We start from the raw sequence: 20,499 nt of genomic DNA on the forward strand, positions 1-20,499 counted from the left end.
AGGGGTGGGTGGGCAAGCCCGAGTAGGCTGATTGCGTGATCATCGGCACCGGCATCGACCTCGTGGACATCCCGAGGTTCGAGCGCACGATGACCCGCACCCCTCGCCTGCGCGAGCGGCTGTTCGCTCCGTCCGAACGGGAGCTCCGGCTGCCCTCTCTGGCCGCGCGATATGCCGCGAAGGAAGCGCTGATCAAGGCGCTCGGCGGCTCCGACGGCGTGCACTGGACCGAGATCGAGATCGCCTCGGAGGCCTCCGGAAAGCCGCACTTCGTGCTGTCCGGATCCACCGCCGCGGTCGTCGAGGAGCGCGGCATCCGCACGCTGCATCTCACCCTCACCCACGATGCCGGCCTCGCCGCCGCATTCGTCGTCGCCGAAGGAGCCCCGCTGTGACCGTCCCGTTCCGCGAGGCCACGATCGACCTCGATGCGATCGCCGACAACGTGCGACACTTCCGCAGGCTCACCGGAGTCGAGGTGCTCGTCGTCGTCAAGGCCAACGCCTACGGGCACGGCGCCGCCGCGACCGCCGTGGCCGCGCTCTCCGCCGGTGCGACGCGGCTCGGCGTGGCCGAGATCCCGGAGGCGCTGGAACTGCGGCGTCAGGGCGTGCACGCGCCTGTGGTGGCCTGGCTGCACGCCCCGGGGGAGCGGTTCCTGGAGGCGGCAGCGGAAGGGGTCGAGGTCGGCATCTCGTCGTACGACCAGCTGCAGGCGGCCGCCGCCGCCGCGTCCGCGGACCGCCCGGTCGCCGTGCACCTGAAGCTCGAGACCGGGCTTTCGCGCAACGGCATCGCTCCCGACGACTGGGGGACGGTGCTCGCCGAGGCCGCCCGGCTGGAGCGCATCGGCCGCCTGCGCATCGTGGGCCTCTTCTCGCACCTCTCCAACGCCTCGCCGGCCGACGACCGCGCCGCGCTCGCCCGGTTCGAGGAGGGTGTGGCGCAGGCCGCGGCGCTCGGCGTACGCCCGGAGATCCGCCACATCGCCGCCACGGCCGCCGCGATCGACCTGCCGGAGACACGGCTGGACGCCGTCCGCATCGGCATCGGCACGTACGGCCTCTCGCCCTTCGACGACCGCTCCTCCGCGGAACTGGGTCTGCGCCCGGCCATGACCCTGCGCGGGGCGGTGGCGGCCGTCCGTCGTGTTCCCGCCGGTACCGGGGTCTCCTACGACTACGTGCACCGCACCGACCGCGAGACCACCCTGGCGCTCGTGCCCCTCGGTTATGCCGACGGCGTGCCCCGCAGCGCCTCCGGACGCCTGCCCGTGTCGATCGGAGGGCGCCGCTACACGAACGTCGGACGGATCGCGATGGATCAGTTCGTCGTGGACGTCGGGGATGCACCGGTGGGTGTCGGTGACGAGGTCACCCTGTTCGGGGATCCGACCCTCGGCGTGCCGTCGGCCACGGATTGGGCGGAGGCCGCCGGCACGATCGGCTACGAGATCGTCACCCGCATCGGTCACCGGGTGCCGCGGAGGACGACGTGAGCCTGGACCCCGCGTTCCTCGGACGCCGCCGGATCTCCACCTCCGAGGAGATGGAGCAGCTCGGCCTGCGCATCGGCGAGCAGCTCGAGCCGGGCGACCTCCTGATCCTCACCGGGCCGCTGGGGGCGGGCAAGACCACGTTCACCCGCGGCCTGGCCGAGGGCCTCGGGGTGCGCGGTCCCGTGCAGAGCCCCACGTTCGTGATCGCCCGCACGCATCCGTCGCTCGTCGGCCGCGCGCCGCTCGTGCACGTCGACGCCTATCGCCTCGGCTCCGCGGCGGAACTCGACGACCTCGACCTCGACCTGGAGCGATCGGTCGTGGTCGTGGAATGGGGCCGCGGTATGGCGGAGGAGCTCGCCGACGCCTGGTGGGACATCGAGATCGAACGCCCCGTCGGTGCCGGCGAGGACGACGCCCTCGACCCGTCGGAACTCGACGCCGACGCACCTCGCGTCGTCACGATCACCCGTGAGGAGCGCGCGTGACGGCGGGGGAGCCGCTGGTCGCGGTCATCATCGAGGACGACCCCGGGGTCCGGTCGCTGCTGGACGAGGTGTTCCTCGCCGCGGGGTTCCGCACCGTGCTGGCCGGCTCCGGGCCGGAGGGGCTCGCGGCGGTCGCGGCGCACCGTCCGATCATCACCACGCTCGACATCAACCTCCCCGGCATCGACGGCTTCGAGGTCGCGCGGCGCATCCGACAGGTCAGCGACACCTTCATCATCATGCTGTCCGCCCTGGCCGACGAGTCGGACGTGGTGCTCGGCCTCACCTCCGGTGCCGACGAGTACCTGGTGAAGCCTTTCCGGCCGCGCGAGCTGCGTGCCCGGATCGAGGCGCTCCTCCGGCGCACCCGCACCCCGGCGACGGACCCGCTCCCTCTCGCCGCCGCGCAGGTCCCGGCGGCTTCGACCCCCGTGCCCGCGGCCTCACCCGCCCCGAGTGCCGCGCTCCCGGCCGGTGCCGCCGCCGATGCCACCGTGGCCACGTGGCGAGGGCTCGTGCACCGTGACCTCAGTCTCGACCTCGACACGCGCCTCGTGCTCGTCGCCCAGCGCCCCGTCGAACTCACCCCCACCGAGTTCGACCTGCTCGCGGCGCTCCTCGAGGCCGGCCGCCGGGTCTGCAGCAAAGCCGACCTCGCGCTCGGACTGCGCGGAGCCTCCGGCGACGCCTTCGATCGGGTGAGCGAACCCGACAAGCGGGCGATCGAGACGCACATGGCCAATCTGCGTCGGAAGCTCGGCGACAGTCCCACCGCCCCTCGCTACATCGAGACGGTGCGTGGCGTCGGATACCGCCTCACGTCCGACGATCGGCGCCCCTGACGGGAGGGGTCGAGGCCGCGGCTCCCCCACCGCGGCCCCGGATGCCTGCGAATCCCCACTCGCGCGGCCCCAGCTTCTGCGAAATCCCCAGTCGCAGCGTCGGCTCCCACTCAGAATCGTAGGGCGCGAACGCCTCCTGAAGAGCGAGATGTGACGATCTTTGAGTAATCTTGCGTGAATGCTGAGGATCGACCGGGAGGCGGACCTTGATGATCCGCACGGTCTCGATCTGGCGGTGGCAGCTGGTGTTCACCGCGAGCATCGTCGCCATCGTGGTGATGGTCGCGGGCTTCAAGCCGCAGACCCTCGCGATCCCGCTGTTCATCGGGGGGATCGGCCTCATCGTCGTCACCACCCTGGTGGCGCTCATGGTCCCGTGGCGACGTCTGCCGCGCACGGCGGTGACGGTCCTCCCGCTGCTCGACGTGCTCGGGGTCGGACTGACGACGAACGTGCCGGATCTCCGGCTCGGCTTCCTCTGGGTCTTCCCCGTGGTCTGGCTGGCGACCTACTTCTCGATGCCCTGGGTGTTCGTCGGCATCGCGCTCAGCGGCGGCTGCCTGGTGTTCTTCTCGGACCGCTCCGGCCCGCCGGAGGACGTGCTGCTGCGCGTGCTCACGGTCGTCATCACCCTGAGCTTCCTCGGCGTGACGGTCCGCATCGGCGCCCAGCGCTCCGGCGCGGCACGGCGGCTCCTGCAGCGCCGCTCCGAGCAGGTGAACCGGGCGGCGGAGCGGGCCGAGACGAACCAGGAGCGCGTCACGCAGGTCATCGACGCGCTGCGCATCGCGCTGGTCGTGGTCACCTCCGCGGGCCGCATCCTGCAGATGAACGACGCCTACCGCACCCTCTACGGCCGTGACCGCTTCGGCGCGGCGCTCCCGTCGGCGTCCGTCGAGTACGACGCCCGGCGCGGGACGGCTCTGACCCCGGAGCGCACGACGCTGGCGCGGGCGGCCGCGGGGGAGTCGATGCGGGAGGAGCGGGTGTGGCTGTACGACGGGACAGGGCAGTGGCACGCCCTGGCCGTGACCACGCAGCCCATCGCCGGAGCCCGGGAGGGGGAGCGCATCACCCTCGTCGTCATCGACGACGTCACCGCGCTCCTGGAGGCCGCCGAGGAGCGGCGGGCGCTGACCGCCGTGATCTCCCACGAGCTGCGCAACCCGCTGACCGCGATCATCGGCCACGTCGAGCTCCTGCGCGAGCGCGACGACCTCCCCGGCCGCGTGCCCGCGCAGATCGAGGTTATCGCGGACGCGGGGGAGCGGCTGCAGGATCTGGTCACGAGCATGCAGGCCCAGACGGGGCGGGTCTCGCACGACCCCTTCGAACCGGTGGACCTGCGCGTGGTCGTCGAGGAGTCGGCCGCGTCGTTCGCGCCCCTGATGGGGGCCGCGCGGCAGGAGCTCGTCCTCGACGGGGCCGAGCGGATGGTGATCACGGGCGACGCGTTCCGGCTGCGTCAGGTGCTGGACAACCTCCTGGGCAACGCCGTGAAGTACACGCCGGGGGGCGGGCGCATCACGGTGCGGCTGGCGGAGTCGGACGGACACGCCGAGGTCACCGTGGCGGACACCGGGATCGGCATCGCCGAGGAGGAGCTGCCGCGGCTGTTCGAGCCCTACTTCCGCGCGGACAGCGCCGTGCGCGGCGGCATCGCCGGCACCGGTCTCGGCATGGGCATCGCGCGGGACATCGTGGTCGCGCACGGCGGCGCCATCCTCGTGACGAGCGAGGTGGACGTCGGGACCACCGTCACCGTCCGCTTCCCCCGACGAATGAGAGAGGACCCCGTATGACGCCGCTCGTGCCCGTCAGCGTCGACGTCACCACGAGCATGGTGGCCGTGGTGACCGTGCTCACCGCGATCGTCGTCGGTCTCGCCACCCTGGCGCGGCCGAGCAGGGCGACCATCGTCTGGGGCGTCGCCTTCGGCATCGGGATGCTCGGCGCCTACCTCTGGTTGGCCGGGCACCACACCGGCAGCCCCGTGCTCCGCGCGGCCGCCTCCGCGATCGTCGTCTCCTTCGTGCCGCTCGTGTGGCTCGGGGTGCGGATGCACTTCGGACGGTCAGCGCCCTGGCTGCCGGTCGTCCTCGCGCTCGTCGGCGTCCCCACGGCGCTGATCCTCACGGCGGGCACGCGCTGGTATCTGCCGGTCTTCCACGTCGTCTTCCTGGCGATGGCCGTCTTCGCCGGCCTGCTCGCCTGGGAGCTGCTCCGAGGGCAGCCGGCGTCGCGGGACATCGTGCTGCCTCTCGCGCTCGCCGCGTGCGGCTTCGTCGTGGTCGCCGTCGTGAGCGCCGGCTCCGCCCTCGTCTCGGGAGGCGTGAGCACGGAGGAGCAGCTCAGCGCGCTGCGCGGGATGAACGCGGTCGGGACGATCGTCGTGAGCACGTGCGCAGCCTTCACCCTCGTGCTCCTCGTGCGGGTGGAGAGCGCGACGCCCGGGACGGACGGCGCGGCGGAGCGCGCCAGGGAGCGGCTTCGCAAGGCGTCAGCGCAGAAGGACCCCGCCTGGTCGATCCTCGACATCCGCCTGGACGACCCCACCGACCTCCGCGAGGCGTCGAGCAGCGCCGGCTTCCGACGCATCGCCGATCGGTTCCACGCGGACATCGGCGACGCGCTTCCGGCGACAGCCGATGCGGAGCGGGTCGCCGACGACCGCGCGATCGTCATCATCCACGGAAGCGACGAGGCGGTGCGGTTCCACCTGCGGGCGATCCTGGCATCCGTGTCGATCATCGATCTGGAGGCGCCTGCGAGCGGGATCCGCTCCTCCGCCAGCATCGGCTGGGCGACGGCAGCCGTCGCGGGATACGACTACGACACACTCGTCGCGGCGGCGGCATCCGCGGCGGAACGGGCGCGCGACGCCGGCGGGGATCAGTGGAAACGGGCGCAGGAGTCGGATCTGACCGCCGTCTGAGCTCGCCTTCCGGCGTCAGCCGAACAGCCTCTTCACCGTATCGAGGTGCTCGCGGGTCAGGGCGCCGGCTGTCCGGGGGTCGCGCGCGGCGATCGCATCGCCGATACGCCCGTGCGCGTCCTGGTCGGCGGCGTCGCCGTGATGGCCGCGGATGCGCAGCATGTCGATCATGGCCTGCAGCGAGCGCGGGGCGAAGCCGTCGAACAGCTCTCGCAGCACGGGATTGCCGGAGGCGACGACGACGGCCCGGTGGAAGGCCATGTCCGCCTCGACGTGCGCGCGGATGTCCGCGCGTCGACGGTCGCGTTCGGCGAGCGTGCGCCTCAGCTCGTCCAGGTCGGCCGCGGTCCGGCGCTCCGCAGCGAGCGCCGCGGCCTCGACTTCGATCGCGGTGCGGGCCTCGAGGACCGCGATGATGTCGGCGCGGTCGAGGACGGCATCCCAGGTCGGGGCGGGCTCGACGGCCGTGACGAAGACGCCCGCGCCCTGGCGGGTGGCGAGCACACCGCGCCCGGCCAGGATGCGGATCGCCTCGCGGGCCGTCGAGCGACCCACGCCGAGCTGCGGAGCGAGCGTCGTCTCGCCGGGCAGCTTCCCGCCGACCTCCCATTCGCCGGCTCCGATCCGGGCGAGGAGCAGCTCGGCGGCCTGTTCGGCGAGGGATTCGCGGCGCACGGTCGTCATGGGTCCATTCTCGCAGGTGACTCGACTGCTCTGCTTGTCTGAGGAGTTGTGCTAGGTTCTCCCTATGCGCACATCCCGGTTCCTCCTCCTTCGTCGCCACGACGGGGTCTAGTCAGACCGGCTCCCCGTCGTGGGGAGCAGGACGCGCCGGTCGCCTTCCTCGCGATCCGAACAGGAACCCGATCATGACCCCATCCCGCGCCTTCCCGACCCTCGCCACCCCGTCCGGCGCCCTCCCCGACGACGCTCCGCACTGGAACAGGCAGCGGCCCTCGCAGATGCCCTCGCATCGCTATCGAGACGTGTACTCCCGTGTCGCCGTGCCGCTGCAGACGCGGACCTGGCCGAGCGCGCGACTGACCCAGGCCCCCCTGTGGGTCCCTGTGGATCTCCGGGACGGGAACCAGGCGCTGGCCGAGCCCATGGACCCGGCCCGCAAGCGGCGCTTCTTCGAGCTCATGGTCGCGATGGGCTACAAGGAGATCGAGGTCGGATACCCCTCGGCCTCCCGGACGGACTACGACTTCGTCCGGCTCCTCGCCGAGACCGACCTCGCTCCTGCCGACGTGACGATCGTGGTGTTCACGCCTGCGCGGCGTGACCTGATCGAGCGGACCGTCGAGTCCGTGCGCGGCATCCGGAACCCCGTCGTCATCCACATGTACACCGCCACGGCGCCGACGTGGCGCGATGTCGTCCTCGGCCAGGGCAGGGAGGGGCTGAGGGCGCTGATCCTCGCCGGCGGCCAGGACGTGCTCCGCCTCGCGGGGGAGCTCGACAACGTCCGCTTCGAGTTCTCCCCCGAGGTGTTCACCCTCACCGAGCCGGACTTCGTCCTCGACGTGTGCGGGGCGATGACGACCCTGTGGGACGCGACCCCCGAGCGTCCCGTGATCCTGAACCTGCCGGCGACCGTCGAGGTCGCGACCCCGAACGTCTACGCGGACCAGATCGAGTACATGCACCGCAACCTCGGGCGTCGCGACGGGGTCATCCTCTCCGTGCATCCGCACAACGACCGCGGTACCGGCGTCGCCTGCGCGGAACTCGCCGTCCTCGCCGGTGCGCAGCGGGTCGAGGGGTGCCTCTTCGGCAACGGGGAGCGCACCGGCAACGTCGACCTCGTGACCCTCGCCCTCAACCTCCACGCGCAGGGGGTCGATCCGATGATCGACTTCTCCGACATCGACGAGATCCGCCGGACCGTCGCGCACTGCAACGGCATCGACATCCACGCGCGGCACCCGTATGCCGGCGACCTCGTGCACACCGCCTTCTCGGGCACCCATCAGGACGCCATCCGGAAAGGGTTCGCGGAGCATCGCGCCCGTGCCGCGGAGGAGGGCCGCCCCGAGGACGAGATCGAATGGCGCGTGCCGTATCTGCCCATCGACCCGGCGGACATCGGCCGCAGCTACGACGCCGTGATCCGCGTCAACTCGCAGTCCGGGAAGGGCGGCATCGCGTACCTGCTGGAAGACGCCTATGGGATCGAGCTGCCGCGGCGCCTGCAGATCGACCTCGCTCGTCACGTCCAGCGGCGCACCGAGCAGACGGGACGCGAGGTCACGGCCGCGGAGGTGTGGGACATCTTCCACGCCGCCTACCTCGCGAGCGCGGACACGGGACCGCTGAGGCTGCGGGCGGATGCCGACGTCGCGGGAGGGTGCACGACGATCACGCTCCATGCCGACGGCGTCGAGACGCGGACCCGCCACGACGGCGTCGGTCCGGTGGAGGCGCTGGGCACGGCGCTCGCGGCAATCGGTCTGCCCGTCGAGATCCTGAGTCTGCACCAGACGAGCATCGGAACGGGCCCGGACAGCGACGCGCTCACCCTGATCGAGTACCGCGACGGCGCACGCTCGGAATGGGCGGCCGGCCGCGACCGCTCCGTGCTGACGGCGACCCTGCACGCCGTGCGGAACGCGGCGGAGCGCCGCGCCGCGACGACGCCGGCCCGCGGGGCCTAGGGGGTCTGCTTCTCGCGCCCTCGCGCGAGTGCCGCGGTGATCGCATCCGCGGCGCTCGCGTCGGTGTCGGCGGCGGCGGAGACGTTCTCGGCGACGACGGCCTCGATGATCTCGGTGCGCTGGATCCGGGTCTCCCGCGGGGCCTTGACGCCGATGCGCACGCTGTCGCCCTTGATGTCGAGCAGCGTGACCTCGATCTCGCCGTCGATGCGCACGCTCTCACCGATCCGCCTCGTCAACACCAGCATTCGTTCAGCCTACTGGTGCGGCGGGGGCGGCCCCGAGCGACGCGGTGGAGGAGTCGCGGACCACGCCGATCGTCTCGATCGTGAGGGGAGCGGCGGTCGCCTCGCTGTAGGAGAGGACGGGGAGGCCGTCGGTCTGCGCCGACACCAGCCGCCGCACGGCGGGACGCAGCGAGGGGGCGCAGACGAGCACCGGTTCGCCGCCGTCCGTCGGCGTCGCCACGGCCTGCTTCACCGACGCGATCACCGCTTCCATCCGCGGCGGGTCGAAGACGATCTGCGAGCCCTCGTCGCCGGGACGAAGACTCTCCAGCATCGCCTGTTCCAGCAGCGGGGCGATCATGACGACTCGGAGGGTGCCGTCCTCCGCGAAGCGGGAGGCGATGGCCGGTCCCAGGGCGGCACGGGCGGCCTCGATCAGTCCCTCCGGGTCGGTGGAGGTCTTCGCACGGAGCGCGAGCGCCTCGTAGATGCGGCTGAGGTCGTTGATCGGCACCCGTTCGGCGAGCAGCCCCTGCAGCACCCGCTGGACCTCCGCGAGCGACAGCAGCGCGGGGGTGAGCTCCTCGACCGCCGAGGGAGAGACCTGCTTCAGGGCGTCGGTGAGCTGACGCACGTCCTCGCGGCTGAGCAGGCGGGCGGCGTGCGTCTGGATCACGCTCGACAGGTGGGTGATGATGACGCTCGCCCGGTCGATCACCGTGGCTCCGGCGAACTCGGCGCTGTGGCGCATCTCCATCGGGATCCACTTGCCCTCGAGACCGAACACGGGGTCGAGGGCGGCGGTCCCCGGCAGGCTGTCCAGGCCCTGTCCGAGCGCCAGCACCGACCCGGTCGGCGCGGTGCCCCGCCCGGTCTCGACGCCCGCGATGCGGATGACGTAGGTCGCCTGGGGAAGCTCGATGCTGTCCCTGGTGCGCACGGGCGGGGTGACCAGACCGAGGTCGAGCGCGATGCGCCGCCGCAGCGCCTTGACCCTCGCGAGGAGGTCGTCGGGGCCGCCGGTCACCAGATCCACGATGTCCGGGGCGAGGAGGATCTCGAGGGGGTGCACCCGCATGCGCTCGATGAGCTCCTCCGGCTGGTCCACCGGCGCGGGAGCGGGTGCCTGCGCCGCCTCCGCCTCCTCCCGCTTGCGGGTCGCGGTGATGCGCTGGGCGATGAGCAGCAGCAGGGCGCCGATCACCAGGAAGGGGAGCATCGGCATGTGCGGGATGAGCGCCATGACGATGGCCGCGGACCCCGCGATGATGAGGGCGTTGCGCGACTGGCCGAGCTGCGTCGATGCGGCCGATCCCATCTCGGCCTCGGCGGTCGAGCGGGTGACGATCATGCCGGTCGAGACCGCCATGAGCAGCGCGGGGATCTGGGTGACGAGGCCGTCGCCGATCGTGAGCAGGCTGTAGGTGCTCACCGCCTGGTCGATCGACATGCCGTGCTGGACGAGGCCGATCGCGATGCCGCCGACGAGGTTGATGATGATGATCACGAGCCCGGCGATCGCGTCGCCCTTGACGAACTTCGAGGCGCCGTCCATCGCGCCGTAGAAGTCGGACTCGGCGGCGACCTCCGCCCGGCGCTCGCGGGCTTCGGTGTCGCTGATGAGGCCGGCGTTGAGGTCGGCGTCGATGGCCATCTGCTTGCCCGGCATCGCGTCGAGCGTGAACCGGGCGCCGACCTCGGCCACGCGCTCTGCACCTTTGGTCACCACGACGAACTGGATCACGACGAGGATGAGGAACACGACGGCGCCGATGATGAGCGAGCCGCCCACCGCGATCGCCCCGAACGCCTCGATCACCTGTCCCGCGTACGCCTCGCCGAGGACGAGGCGGGTGGAGGCGACGTTGAGCCCGAGCCGGAACAGCGTCGCCACGAGCAGCAGCGAGGGGAACACCGAGAAGTCGAGCGGCTTCTTCACGAACATCGACGTCAGCAGGATCACCAGCGCGAACATGATGTTGAGGATGATCAGCACGTCGAGCAGGAACGGCGGCACCGGGACGACGAGCAGCATGATGATGCCGACGACGCCGATCGGCACCCCGAGCGTGGTGAGGAGCTTCTTCATACGGTCCTCCGGTAGGGGAGCGAGTGGATGCCGCGGGCGGCGCCTCGGCGCCGCAGCGCGTCGACGAACACGAGGACCCGTGCCACGGCGTTGTAGAGGTCTTCGGGGATCTCCTGGCCCAGCTCGCACGCGGCGTGCAGAGCGCGAGCGAGGCTGATGTCGCGGACGAGGGGGACGCCGGACTCGAGCGCCTTCTCGCGGATCCGCTCGGCGATGACGCCGCTGCCCTTCGCGACGACCCGCGGGGCGGACGTGCCGGGGTCGTATTCGAGCGCGATGGCGATGTGCGTGGGGTTGACGACCACGACGTCGGAGCCGGCGACCGCGGCGATCATGCGGTTGCGGCTCACCGCGAGCTGACGCGACCGGCGTTGCTGCCGGATGAGCGGGTCGCCCTCGGAGTTCTTGTTCTCGTCGCGCACCTCGCGCTTGGTCATGCGCGTGTGCTTGCGGTTGCGGCGCATCACGACGAACAGGTCGATCGCGGCGAGCACCAGACCCACGGCGATGGCGGTCTGCAGCAGGGCCGCGGTGCCGTCCGCCGCGGTGCCGAGCAGCCGCGACACGGAGTGCGCGCCGCTCGCCGTGAGCACCGGCATGAGCCCGGAGATGACGACCCACAGGGCGAGGGCGATGGCGGCCGTCTTCAGGAGCGCCTTCGCCCCCTCCCACAGCGCCTGCAGGCCGAACACCCGCCGCACGCCGGAGACGAGGTTGAACTGCTCGTAGCGCCCGGACAGCTTCCGCAGGTGCACGCCGCCCTGCACCACCGCGCCGAACAGCGTCACGATCGCGACCGCGGCCAGCAGCGCGCCCAGCGTGGGCAGCACCGAGGCGAGGGCCCGTCCGAGGGCGGCGAGCGCGGCCTCCGGAGAAGGCGCCTGCATGAGCCCGGCGAGGGTCACCAGCTGCTCGGTGCCGGCGGCGGTCCCCGCGGCGATGGCGGCGGGCATCATGACGGCGGCGGCGCCGATGCCGAGCCACGCCGTGAGGTCCTGACTGCGGGCGATCCGGCCCTTCTGCCTGGCCTCCCTGAGGTGCTTCTCGGTGGCCTTCTCGCTGCGTTCGCCGCTGTCCGAGCCGCTCACGGTGTCACCCCCTGCATCAGGCGGAACGCCTGGGTGGCGAGGGCGTCGACGATTCCCGGGAACGCGACGTACACGGCGCCCGCGAGCAGGAGCGTGAGGAGGATCTTGACGGGGAAGCCCATCGCGAAGGCGTTGAGCGCCGGCGCCACGCGCGTGATGAGACCGAGCCCGACGTCGGCGAGGAAGAGCACCAGGACGAGAGGACCCGCGATCTGCACGGCCGCCAGCACCATCTGGGACACCCCGTCGACGAGCAGCTCGGCGGGTCCCGCCACGCGGAAGATGCCGTCGACCGGCACCGCGTCGAAGCTGCGGGCGAGCCCGGCGAGGATGAGCTGATAGCCGCCGGAGGCGAAGAGCAGCGTGAGCGCGGTGAGGTGGAAGAGCCGGGTGAACTGCGCGCCGTTGACCATCGCCGCCGGATCGAAGGCCTGGGCGAGCTGGAAACCGCCGAACACGTCGATCAGGCTGCCCGCGGCCTGCACCGCGGAGAAGCACAGCAGCACGAGGAAGCCGAGCAGGGCCCCGGTGAGCAGCTGGATCACGAGCGCACCGAGGAACGGCCCGGTGTCCAGGCTCTCGTACCCGGGCGCGACGGCAGCCCCCACCGCGAGCGACAGTCCGATCGAGAGCATCGCCTTCACGCGCACCGGGATCGCGCCGTACGAGAACGGCGGGGCGATCATGATGAACGCCGTGATGCGCACGGCGGCGAGCAGGGTGGCCTCCAGCCACGCGAAGTCGATCGGGATGAACACGGGCTCATCCGCTCAGCAGCGACGGGATGCGGGCGAACATCTCGTTCGTGAAGGCGATGATCTCGGCGATCATCCAGTTCCCCGCGATGAGCAGGGCGATGCCCACCGCGACGATCTTCGGCACGAACGACAGCGTCACCTCCTGCACCTGGGTGATGGACTGCAGCAGCGAGATCGCGAAGCCCACCACGAGCGCGGTGATGAGCATCGGGGCGGCGAGCTTGGCGGCGATCAGCAGCCCCTGGGCACCGATGTCGAGGACGGCTTCGGGACTCATCCCACACCTCCGTAGCTCTCCAGGAGCGCTTTGATGATGAGCCCCCACCCGTCGACGAGGATGAACAGCAGGATCTTGAACGGCAGCGAGATCATGACCGGCGGGAGCATCATCATGCCCATCGACATAAGCGCCGCCGCCACGACGAGGTCGATCACGAGGAACGGCACGAAGATCACGAAGCCGATGATGAAGGCGGCCCGCAGCTCCGAGATCATGAACGCGGGGATGAGCGTGTACATCGGCACGCTCGCGGCGTCCTCCGGATTGTCCTGCCCGGCCATCCGGGTCATCAGCGCGAGGTCCTCCTCGCGCGTGTAGTGCAGCATCCACTCCCGCAGGGGGGCCTGCCCGACGTCCACGGCCTGCGTGAACGTGAGCGCCCCGTCGATGTACGGCTGCACCGCGAGCGTGTTGATCTCGGTCAGCACGGGCCACATGATGAACAGCGAGAGGAACAGCGACAGGCCCGCGAGCACCTGGTTCGGCGGGATCGTCGGGAGGGACAGCGCGTTCCTGGTCATGGCGAGGACGACGAAGATCTTCGTGAACGACGTCATCATCAGCAGCAGCGCGGGGGCCACCGACAGCAGCGTGATCCCCAGGAGGGTGAGGATCGAGCCGGACGGGCCGCCGTCGATGCCGTTGATGTCGATCGTCACGCCCTCGCCGTCGTCCGGGGTGACCTCCGCGTGCGCGGCGGTGCCGGAGAGGGCGACGAGGACGACGGCGAGGAGGATCGCGACCGCGACGAGGACGACCAGCCGCGAGGCGCGACCGCGATCGACGGCACGGGTCGCGGTCATCGTGCGCGCCGGAGGGCCTCGGCGGTCTGCCGCCAGGTGTCGGGGGAGAGGATGGAACCGCGGAGCGGGTCGTTGCGGTGCCGCACGCGGCGACGGAGCTCCGGTGCCGGGGCGACCGCCGGGGGCGCGCTCGTGAGTGCGGCGGCGGCGAGGATGCGGTCGAACTCGGCGTCGTCGGCCGTGCGGGTGGCCGGCGGGTGCCCGACCTCGGACTCCGCGGGCTCCGGCCGCAGGGGAAGGCGGTCGACCACGCTCACACCGTGCTCGGTGACCCCGAGCACGTAGCGGGCGTCGTCGGTCTGCACGACCACGAGCTGCGCCTTCGGACCGATGCCCTGACGCCCGAGCACCGTGATCGCCTCGGCGTCGCGGCGCCGCGCCTGGGTCTTCGAGACCCGGCGCTGCAGGAACCAGAGCAGCCCGAGGACGGCGGCGAGCGACAGCCCGACCCGCAGCGCGAGCAGGAGGTCGTCCAGGGTCAGGCCTCGACGTTCTCGAGGATGCGGGTGATCCGCACCGCGTAGTCCTGATCGACGACGACGACCTCGCCGTGCGCGATCGTGCGGCCGTTGAGCTTGACGTCGGCGGGAGCGCCCGCGGAGCGATCGAGCTCGACGATGCGACCGGGCTCGAGGTCGAGCACGTCGCGGACGGCCATGCGGGTGCGGCCGATCTCCACCGTCAGCTCCATCTCGACGCCCGCGATGCGGTGCAGGCGGCCGTCGGCCCCGGTCGGGCGCGCGGGGCGGTGGGTGATCCGCACGGCGAGGCGGCCGATGATCCGCTCGGTGTGGTCCACGAGGTCGAAGAGCTGGGTCTGCGGGTCGGCGAACACGGCCGAGGCGTCGCCGACCGCGGCCTCGCCGAGCAGGCCCGGACCGAGGGCGGTCGCCGCGGCCTCGAGCGCGTCCAGCAGCCGGTCGGTGAGCGGGCGGTCCCCGAGGCCGTCGACGAGCACGTCGGCGTCGAGGAGCTGCACGGCGAGCTGGGCGCTCGCCTCGCCGACGAACTGCGCGACCACCGCGTCGCCGGTGTCGCCGGACACCTGCGAGGCGCGCGCGGTGACCGGTGCGGCGGTGGGCAGCCGGGCCGCGAACGCGGCGGCGACGGCGGACTCGTAAGCGGTGGTGCTGATCACGCGGACTCCTGAGCGGGGGCGGTTTCGGGGACGGTGGCGGTCACGACGCAGGCGAGCCGGGCGCCCGCGCTGCCGACGGCGGCGGTCGCGACCGTCTGGTCGCCCACGGTGAGGAGCAGGGGACGGTCGGCGGCGTGCGGCAGGGGCAGCAGGTCGCCGACGGCGAGATCGAGCACCTCGCGGGGGAGCACGGTGCGGGGAGCCAGCCGCAGCGCCACCTCGACCGGGGCGGCTTCCACCTGCCGCCGGACCAGTCCCGGGGTCTCGGTGCGGTCGGCGTCGGAGGCGCGTACCGCGAACCCGGCGAGGACCGACGCGGGGAGCATGATGCTGGCGGGCACCGTCCGGCCGCCGTGGCGCATCGACAGGCGGGCGACGATCACCGGCTCCCCGGCGGCGGCCACCTGCGCGAACTGGGAGCTGTACTGGATGCCGGCGACGGTCACGCCTGCGGGCAGCAGGCCGTCGAGACTGCCGGTGAGGTGGTCGATGGCGTCGGCGATCAGCGATCGGATCAGCGCCTGCTCGATCGGGGTGAAGGTGCGGTCCTCGGCGGTGGACGTCGATCGTCCTCCCACCATCTGCACGATCCACGAGGTCGCGGTCGGGATCGGCACCTGGACGATCATGCGCTCGTCCGAATCGGGCAGCGCGCACACGATCATGGTCGTCGTGGTGGGAAGCGACTGCGCGTACTCGCCGTATGTGAGCATGCCGACGTGCTCGACGGCGATGGTGGCGCGCACGTGGATCTTGCCGGAGAGCTGGGCCGACCACTGCCGCGCGAACGTCTCGAACGCGAGCTCCAGGGTGCGGGCGTGCTCGCGCGACAGCGTCGCCGCGCGTCCGAAGTCGTAGACCTCGACGTCGGCGATCGCCGTCTCCGCGCGCGCCCGAGAGCGCACGCCGTCATCCATCACCACGAACCCGACTATCGGGCGGTGAGCGGCGTGCGTTAGGGACGGGTCAGGGGGAGGTCTGCGCGGCACCCGCGGCCGGGATCAGCGCTCGCACCTCCTCGCTGGCATCGGAGAGGATGACGATGTCCACCCGGCGGTTCTCCGCGAGCTGCTCCGGCGTGCTGCCGGCGGCGACCGGGCGGGTGTCGCCGAACCCGACGGACTTGAGGTGGGCAGGGGGCAGGCCGGCGGCCTCCACGAGGTAGCGCAGCACCTGCGTGGAGCGCCCGGCGGAGAGCTCCCAGTTGGTCGGGAAGGGGGCGACCGAGCCGCGGGCGTCGGCGTGCCCCTCCACCGAGATCTCGTTGGGGGCCGAGACGAGGACCGACCCGAGCGCATCGAGCACCTGCGTCGCGGCCGGGCTGAGGTCCGTGCTGTTGGTGGTGAAGAAGGTCTCCGCGCTCACGAGTCCGATGGTCAGACCGCGCTCGTCGATCGTGAAGGTGACGTCGGCTTCGAGCCCCCGGTCCGCCAGCACCTGGCGCAGGCGCTCGCGGAGGGCGGAGAGCTCGTCGAACTCGCGCTGCGCGGCCTCCAGCCCGGTGTCGGCGAAGTCCTCGCCCTCGTCGTCCACGAGCTCGGGCGGCACGACGACGCCGCTGGTCACATCGATGTCGTCGGAGGGCTCCTGGCCGAAGCCGGTCGCGAGGGACGCGCTCAGGGCCTCGAACTTCTCCTGGTCGACGGTCGACATGGCGAAGAGCACGATGAACATGCACATCAGCACCGTCACCATGTCGAGGTACGACGCCATCCAGCGCTCGTCCGGCCCGCTGTGCTCGGACTCCTGGACGCGGCGTCGGGTGCGCACGCTCATGAGAAGAGGTCCTCGTGCTCGGCCGCCGCCTCCGCCGGCTGCTCGCGGCGGCGGGAGCGGCCGGGGGAACGATCGGAGACGAGCGCGCTCAGGCGCTCGCGGACGTGCGCGGGGGCGGCACCGGCCTGGACGGCGAGCATGCCCTCCATGAGCACCGTCATGCGCTCGAGCTCCAGCTCGCCCAGACGCTGCAGGCGGCCGCCGATCGGGAGCCAGATGAAGTTCGCCGACAGCAGGCCCCACAGCGTGGCGACGAAGGCGGCGGCGATCATGGGTCCGAGGGTGTCCGGCTTGTCGAGCTTCTCCAGCACGTGGGTGAGGGAGACGACCGTGCCGATGATGCCGACCGTGGGGGCGAACCCGCCGAGGGTCATGTAGAAGCGGGAGGCGGTGCGGTTCCGGGCGGCCGTGGACGACAGCTCGTCCTCGAGCAGCACGCGGAGGTCTTCCGCGTCGGTCCCGTCGGCGATGCTCTGCAGGGCCTGCCGCAGGAACGGATCCTTCTCCTCGTCCAGCCCTTGCTCCAGCGCCAGGAGCCCTTCGGCGCGGGCCTTCTCCGCGTAGCCGACGACCGTGTCGATGGTGCTCTGCGCGGTCCGGCGCTCGCCGCGGAACGCGCGGGGGAGGGACTTCACGGCGTGCAGGGCGTCGCGCAGCGTGCCGCTGGCCAGCCCGACCGCGATCGTGGCACCGAAGACGAGCACCATCGGCGCGGGCAGGAGGAGCGACCCGATCGTCGCGCCCTCCAGGTTGATCATGGCGATGAGGGCGCCGAACGCGAGGACGAGCCCGAGGATGAGAGACGGATCCATCAGGCGTCCCCTCCCGTGACGGATACGGCGGGAGCGCCGACCTCGTCGCCGGCCGCGACCAGTGCGGCCGCGGTCGCGAGGATCCCGGCGCGGAAGCGGGTGATCCGGGCGATCACGTCGTCCATCGTCTCCGTGACGACGAAGGTCGCGCCGTCGACCATCATGATCGTCGTGTCCGGCGTGGCCTGGACACGTTCGATCAGGTCGGGGTTCACCGCGAACCGGGAACGGTTCAGGCGCGTGAGGACGATCATGGGCTCCATCCTGGAAAAAGCTCGCCCCGCCCGAGAGCGGGGAACCGACGGCCCGTCCTGGGCTGTCGGAGAGGACTGTCGGCCGGGTGCTGCGCCGCGTTAGCGCGGGGTCGGACCGAGCGGGATCTTTCTCACGGCGGGCGCGTCGTCGCCGATAGGGACCAGGGGCGGGGGACGATGAGCAGCGGGCGAAGGGAGCCTTGTGCGGGATCGGAACGTGGAGAAGGCCGCGGCGACGGCGGCCGAGGAGTGCGGCTGCGCGCCGACCGCTGCCGAACGCGGCGCGCTGTGGAACCAGCCGGTCAGCCGGCGCCATGCCTTCGGGATCGGCGCGCTGGGCGTCGTCGCGCTCGCCGCCTTCGGCGTCGGTTCGGGGGTCACGGCCGCGCATGCCGCGTCGTACCCGAGCTGGGACGACGTGCAGCGCGCGAAGAACAACGAGGCGGCCAAGGCCGGCGAGGTCAGCCGGATCCAGGGGCTGATCCAGTCGTTGGAGCGCAAGGTCGCGGAGACCCAGGCGGCGGCACAGGTCGCGTCCGACGAGTTCTTCGAGGCGCAGCAGGCCTACTTCGCCGCGATCACCGAGGCGGACGCCCTGCAGGCCCAGGCCGACGAGAAGGCGGCGCTCGCCGACGAGACCGCGAAGAAGGCCGGCCAGATCGCGGCCCAGCTCTACCGCAGCGGCGGCGACGACACCGCACTGGAGCTGTTCTTCGCCGGGTCGGGAGCCAACGCCGACGAGCTGCTGTCGCGGCTCGGCACCATGAACAAGTTCCTCGAGTACAACCAGACCACCTACGACAACGCCGTCTCGGCGCGCAACACCGCGCAGGCTCTGACCGCGCAGGCGCAGGTCGCCAGGGACGAGCGCGACCGCCTGCAGCAGGTCGCCGAGCAGAAGATGGTCGCGGCGCAGCAGGCGGCGGACGCGGCCCAGGCCGCGCTCGACGAGCAGGCGGCGAACCTCGAGACCCTCAAGGCCCAGCTGGCGGCGCTCAAGGACACCACGACCAAGACGGTCGCGGGGTACCAGGCGGGCGTGGAGGCACGGCGGCGCGAGGAGGAAGCCCGTCGCAAGCGCGAGGCGGCGGCTGCTGCCGCGGCGGCGGCTGCGGCCGGCCGCGGGACGAGCGGCGGCGGTGGTGGCGGTGGCGGCGGCGGTGGCACGCCGGGCAACGGCGGCTGGGTGCGCCCGCACGGCGGGGCGCGGAGCTCGAGCTACGGTCCGCGCACGCCCATCTGCGGTCCACAGGGCTGCTCGTCGAGCTTCCACTACGGGGCCGACCTCGCCAACGGCTGCGGCGCCGCGATCTACGCCGCGAACTCCGGGACGGTGGACTACGCCGGCCCGAACGGCAACTACGGCAACTACGTGCGCATCCAGCACGGCGGCGGCGTCAGCACGGGGTACGCGCACATCAAGCCGGGCGGCATCATCGTCCGCAGCGGGCAGTGGGTGCAGTCCGGTCAGGTCATCGCCTACGCCGGCGACACGGGACGCTCGTTCGGCTGCCACCTGCACTTCGAGGTCTACATCAACGGTGGGTACACCAACCCCGTGCTCTTCATGGAGCAGCGCGGCATCTACGTCTGACCCACCAACCCCGCGACACCCCGCTCTATCGTCGAGGCCCCGCCGTATCCACGTGGACACGGCGGGGCCTCGACGCGAAGACGGGGTCTCGGGAGGGGTCAGCGCTTGAGGTTCGTGAGCTCCTGCAGCACCTCGTCGCTCGTGGTGATGATGCGGGCGTTGGCCTGGAAGCCGCGCTGCGCGACGATGAGGTTGGTGAACTCCTGCGAGAGGTCGACGTTGGACATCTCGAGCGCGCCGCTGATGATGCCGCCGAGGCCGCCGGTGCCCGGTTGTCCGAGCTCGGCCTGACCGGAGTTGCCGCTCGGGCGGAACTGCGAGGAGCCCACCTTCTCCAGGCCCCCGGGGTTCACGAATCCGGCCAGCGCGATGCGTGCCAGCACCTGGGTGTCGCCGTTGCTGAAGGTGCCGACGAGGCTGCCGTCGTTCGTCAGGGCGTAGGAGCTCAGCGTGCCCGCCGGCTTGCCGTTCTGCTCCTTGATCGCGATGTCGTTGACGTCGGCGAAGCCGGTCACACCGGACAGGTCGACGGTGACGCCGCCCGACACGATGCTCCCGGCGCCGTTCTGCACCCCGTCGGTGAAGGTCAGTGCGGTGCTCGCACCCGCCCCGTCGGTGACGTCCCACCCGGTCGCGCTGCGCGTGAACGTCAGCCGCAGGGTTGACGCGGAGCCGTCGGCGCCGTAGGTCTTGATGTCGCGCACGAGCGTCTCGCCGACCGCGGCGCCGGAGGGCAGGTTCCCGGTGGCGCGCGCGGTGGTGGTGGCGGCCGCGGGGCTGAGGGCGCCGACGGGGAGCGTGATGTCCCCGATGCCCTGACCGGGGACGATCGCCCCGTTGGTCGCGGTCCAGCCCTGGACGAGGGCTCCTCCGGCACCGACGAGACGGCCGCTCGCGTCGAACGTGAAGCCGCCGTTGCGGGTGTAGAGGGTCTCGCCCCCGGAGCGGACGACGAAGAAGCCGTCGCCCGAGATCATCAGGTCGGTGGGGACGCCGGTCGGCTGCGGGGCTCCTCCGGCGAAGTTGGTGCTGATGCCGGCGACCTGCACGCCGAGTCCGACCTGGGCGGGGTTCTGCCCGCCGGCCGCCTGCTGCGGCAGCATCGAGTTGCGCAGGAGCTGGGAGAGGGAGTCCTGGAACTGCACGGAGGACGCCTTGAAGCCGGTCGTGTTGACGTTGGCGATGTTGTTGCCCGTGACGTCGAGCATGGTCTGGTGCGAGCGGAGTCCGGAGATTCCGGAGAAGAGGGAACGGAGCATG

General features: G+C 71.7%; 22 protein-coding genes. 8 read left to right on the forward strand and 14 right to left on the reverse strand.

The genetic code is table 11. From position 1 onward, the window contains the following. Positions 1-35 precede the first annotated feature (35 nt). The 6 genes from IZR02_RS03825 to IZR02_RS03850 all read left to right on the forward strand — a co-directional run bounded on the left by IZR02_RS03825 (position 36) and on the right by IZR02_RS03850 (position 5,763). Positions 36-395, forward strand: coding sequence for a holo-ACP synthase (locus IZR02_RS03825; protein ID WP_025104378.1), 360 nt, complete (start codon positions 36-38; stop codon positions 393-395). Beyond that, a complete protein-coding gene (gene alr, locus IZR02_RS03830; RefSeq protein ID WP_025104377.1) occupies positions 392-1,498 on the forward strand; it encodes an alanine racemase in 1,107 nt (368 codons plus the stop codon). The genes IZR02_RS03825 and alr overlap by 4 nt, the downstream gene beginning before the upstream one ends. Further along, positions 1,495-1,986 carry a tRNA (adenosine(37)-N6)-threonylcarbamoyltransferase complex ATPase subunit type 1 TsaE gene (tsaE, locus tag IZR02_RS03835; protein WP_025104376.1) on the forward strand — a complete coding sequence of 164 codons (492 nt, stop codon included), beginning with the start codon at positions 1,495-1,497 and terminating at the stop codon, positions 1,984-1,986. Before alr ends, tsaE begins: the two co-directional genes overlap by 4 nt. Continuing rightward, positions 1,983-2,828, forward strand: coding sequence for a response regulator transcription factor (locus tag IZR02_RS03840; protein WP_062766247.1), 846 nt, complete (start codon positions 1,983-1,985; stop codon positions 2,826-2,828). Before tsaE ends, IZR02_RS03840 begins: the two co-directional genes overlap by 4 nt. A 209-nt stretch (positions 2,829-3,037) precedes the next feature. After that, a complete protein-coding gene (locus IZR02_RS03845; RefSeq protein WP_062766251.1) occupies positions 3,038-4,630 on the forward strand; it encodes a sensor histidine kinase in 1,593 nt (530 codons plus the stop codon). Continuing rightward, positions 4,627-5,763, forward strand: coding sequence for a hypothetical protein (locus IZR02_RS03850; RefSeq protein ID WP_025104373.1), 1,137 nt, complete (start codon positions 4,627-4,629; stop codon positions 5,761-5,763). The genes IZR02_RS03845 and IZR02_RS03850 overlap by 4 nt, the downstream gene beginning before the upstream one ends. A gap of 15 nt (positions 5,764-5,778) precedes the next feature. Here the strand turns inward: IZR02_RS03850 and IZR02_RS03855 are convergent, their stop codons facing one another. Beyond that, positions 5,779-6,447, reverse strand: coding sequence for a FadR/GntR family transcriptional regulator (locus IZR02_RS03855; protein WP_062766254.1), 669 nt, complete (start codon positions 6,445-6,447; stop codon positions 5,779-5,781). A 185-nt stretch (positions 6,448-6,632) separates the two neighbouring features. Here IZR02_RS03855 and IZR02_RS03860 point away from each other — a divergent pair, with 185 nt between their 5' ends. After that, positions 6,633-8,420 (forward strand): 2-isopropylmalate synthase, encoded by a 1,788-nt coding sequence (locus IZR02_RS03860; protein ID WP_062766257.1) that lies wholly within the window; start codon positions 6,633-6,635, stop codon positions 8,418-8,420. Here the strand turns inward: IZR02_RS03860 and csrA are convergent. From csrA to IZR02_RS03920, 12 genes are read right to left on the reverse strand one after another with little or no spacing between them, the layout of a single operon-like run. Beyond that, positions 8,417-8,668 carry a carbon storage regulator CsrA gene (gene csrA, locus IZR02_RS18015; protein WP_025104370.1) on the reverse strand — a complete coding sequence of 84 codons (252 nt, stop codon included), beginning with the start codon at positions 8,666-8,668 and terminating at the stop codon, positions 8,417-8,419. The genes IZR02_RS03860 and csrA overlap by 4 nt on opposite strands. Positions 8,669-8,672: 4 nt before the next feature. Continuing rightward, positions 8,673-10,736, reverse strand: coding sequence for a flagellar biosynthesis protein FlhA (locus IZR02_RS03870; protein WP_025104369.1), 2,064 nt, complete (start codon positions 10,734-10,736; stop codon positions 8,673-8,675). Further along, the gene (locus IZR02_RS03875) at positions 10,733-11,824 is read right to left on the reverse strand and encodes an EscU/YscU/HrcU family type III secretion system export apparatus switch protein (RefSeq protein WP_025104368.1); all 1,092 of its coding nucleotides are present in this window, start codon (positions 11,822-11,824) and stop codon (positions 10,733-10,735) included. Before IZR02_RS03875 ends, IZR02_RS03870 begins: the two co-directional genes overlap by 4 nt. Continuing rightward, positions 11,821-12,582: a flagellar biosynthetic protein FliR gene (locus tag IZR02_RS03880; protein WP_025104367.1), complete on the reverse strand. Its 762-nt coding sequence runs from the start codon at positions 12,580-12,582 to the stop codon at positions 11,821-11,823. The genes IZR02_RS03875 and IZR02_RS03880 overlap by 4 nt, the downstream gene beginning before the upstream one ends. A gap of 4 nt (positions 12,583-12,586) precedes the next feature. Then, complete coding sequence (gene fliQ / locus IZR02_RS03885) at positions 12,587-12,859, reverse strand: flagellar biosynthesis protein FliQ (RefSeq protein WP_025104366.1); 273 nt, start codon at positions 12,857-12,859, stop codon at positions 12,587-12,589. Then, on the reverse strand, positions 12,856-13,665 hold the full coding sequence (gene fliP / locus IZR02_RS03890; RefSeq protein WP_025104365.1) for a flagellar type III secretion system pore protein FliP: 810 nt from the start codon (positions 13,663-13,665) through the stop codon (positions 12,856-12,858). Before fliP ends, fliQ begins: the two co-directional genes overlap by 4 nt. Beyond that, the gene (locus IZR02_RS03895) at positions 13,662-14,147 is read right to left on the reverse strand and encodes a FliO/MopB family protein (protein ID WP_335339183.1); all 486 of its coding nucleotides are present in this window, start codon (positions 14,145-14,147) and stop codon (positions 13,662-13,664) included. Before IZR02_RS03895 ends, fliP begins: the two co-directional genes overlap by 4 nt. Beyond that, a complete protein-coding gene (gene fliN, locus IZR02_RS03900) occupies positions 14,144-14,803 on the reverse strand; it encodes a flagellar motor switch protein FliN (protein WP_025104363.1) in 660 nt (219 codons plus the stop codon). Before fliN ends, IZR02_RS03895 begins: the two co-directional genes overlap by 4 nt. Continuing rightward, on the reverse strand, positions 14,800-15,720 hold the full coding sequence (locus IZR02_RS03905; protein ID WP_240183568.1) for a flagellar motor switch protein FliM: 921 nt from the start codon (positions 15,718-15,720) through the stop codon (positions 14,800-14,802). Before IZR02_RS03905 ends, fliN begins: the two co-directional genes overlap by 4 nt. Positions 15,721-15,769: 49 nt before the next feature. Beyond that, the gene (locus IZR02_RS03910) at positions 15,770-16,579 is read right to left on the reverse strand and encodes an OmpA/MotB family protein (protein ID WP_025104361.1); all 810 of its coding nucleotides are present in this window, start codon (positions 16,577-16,579) and stop codon (positions 15,770-15,772) included. Then, positions 16,576-17,391 (reverse strand): motility protein A, encoded by an 816-nt coding sequence (locus tag IZR02_RS03915; protein ID WP_025104360.1) that lies wholly within the window; start codon positions 17,389-17,391, stop codon positions 16,576-16,578. Before IZR02_RS03915 ends, IZR02_RS03910 begins: the two co-directional genes overlap by 4 nt. Beyond that, entirely contained in the window at positions 17,391-17,645 is a 255-nt protein-coding gene (locus tag IZR02_RS03920) for a flagellar FlbD family protein (RefSeq protein WP_025104359.1), read from the reverse strand. Before IZR02_RS03920 ends, IZR02_RS03915 begins: the two co-directional genes overlap by 1 nt. 217 nt (positions 17,646-17,862) lie before the next feature. Here IZR02_RS03920 and IZR02_RS03925 point away from each other — a divergent pair, with 217 nt between their 5' ends. Further along, entirely contained in the window at positions 17,863-19,239 is a 1,377-nt protein-coding gene (locus IZR02_RS03925; RefSeq protein ID WP_036292979.1) for a M23 family metallopeptidase, read from the forward strand. A gap of 98 nt (positions 19,240-19,337) precedes the next feature. Here the strand turns inward: IZR02_RS03925 and IZR02_RS03930 are convergent, their stop codons facing one another. Beyond that, on the reverse strand, positions 19,338-20,498 hold the full coding sequence (locus IZR02_RS03930) for a flagellar hook protein FlgE (protein ID WP_025104357.1): 1,161 nt from the start codon (positions 20,496-20,498) through the stop codon (positions 19,338-19,340). Position 20,499: the final 1 nt, after the last annotated feature.

The sequence above is a fragment of the Microbacterium paraoxydans genome (assembly GCF_019056515.1).
Classification (GTDB): domain Bacteria; phylum Actinomycetota; class Actinomycetes; order Actinomycetales; family Microbacteriaceae; genus Microbacterium.

Bases quoted from the DNA above. Each gene is read 5' to 3' on its own strand.
- IZR02_RS03845 (WP_062766251.1), top strand. From the start codon at position 3,038: ATGATCCGCACGGTCTCGATCTGGCGGTGGCAGCTGGTGTTCACCGCG.
- IZR02_RS03850 (WP_025104373.1), top strand. From the start codon at position 4,627: ATGACGCCGCTCGTGCCCGTCAGCGTCGACGTCACCACGAGCATGGTG.
- IZR02_RS03855 (WP_062766254.1), bottom strand. From the start codon at position 6,447: ATGACGACCGTGCGCCGCGAATCCCTCGCCGAACAGGCCGCCGAGCTG.
- IZR02_RS03860 (WP_062766257.1), top strand. From the start codon at position 6,633: ATGACCCCATCCCGCGCCTTCCCGACCCTCGCCACCCCGTCCGGCGCC.
- csrA (WP_025104370.1), bottom strand. From the start codon at position 8,668: ATGCTGGTGTTGACGAGGCGGATCGGTGAGAGCGTGCGCATCGACGGC.
- IZR02_RS03870 (WP_025104369.1), bottom strand. From the start codon at position 10,736: ATGAAGAAGCTCCTCACCACGCTCGGGGTGCCGATCGGCGTCGTCGGC.
- fliQ (WP_025104366.1), bottom strand. From the start codon at position 12,859: ATGAGTCCCGAAGCCGTCCTCGACATCGGTGCCCAGGGGCTGCTGATC.
- fliP (WP_025104365.1), bottom strand. From the start codon at position 13,665: ATGACCGCGACCCGTGCCGTCGATCGCGGTCGCGCCTCGCGGCTGGTC.
- IZR02_RS03905 (WP_240183568.1), bottom strand. From the start codon at position 15,720: ATGGATGACGGCGTGCGCTCTCGGGCGCGCGCGGAGACGGCGATCGCC.
- IZR02_RS03910 (WP_025104361.1), bottom strand. From the start codon at position 16,579: ATGAGCGTGCGCACCCGACGCCGCGTCCAGGAGTCCGAGCACAGCGGG.
- IZR02_RS03915 (WP_025104360.1), bottom strand. From the start codon at position 17,391: ATGGATCCGTCTCTCATCCTCGGGCTCGTCCTCGCGTTCGGCGCCCTC.
- IZR02_RS03920 (WP_025104359.1), bottom strand. From the start codon at position 17,645: ATGATCGTCCTCACGCGCCTGAACCGTTCCCGGTTCGCGGTGAACCCC.
- IZR02_RS03930 (WP_025104357.1), bottom strand. From the start codon at position 20,498: ATGCTCCGTTCCCTCTTCTCCGGAATCTCCGGACTCCGCTCGCACCAG.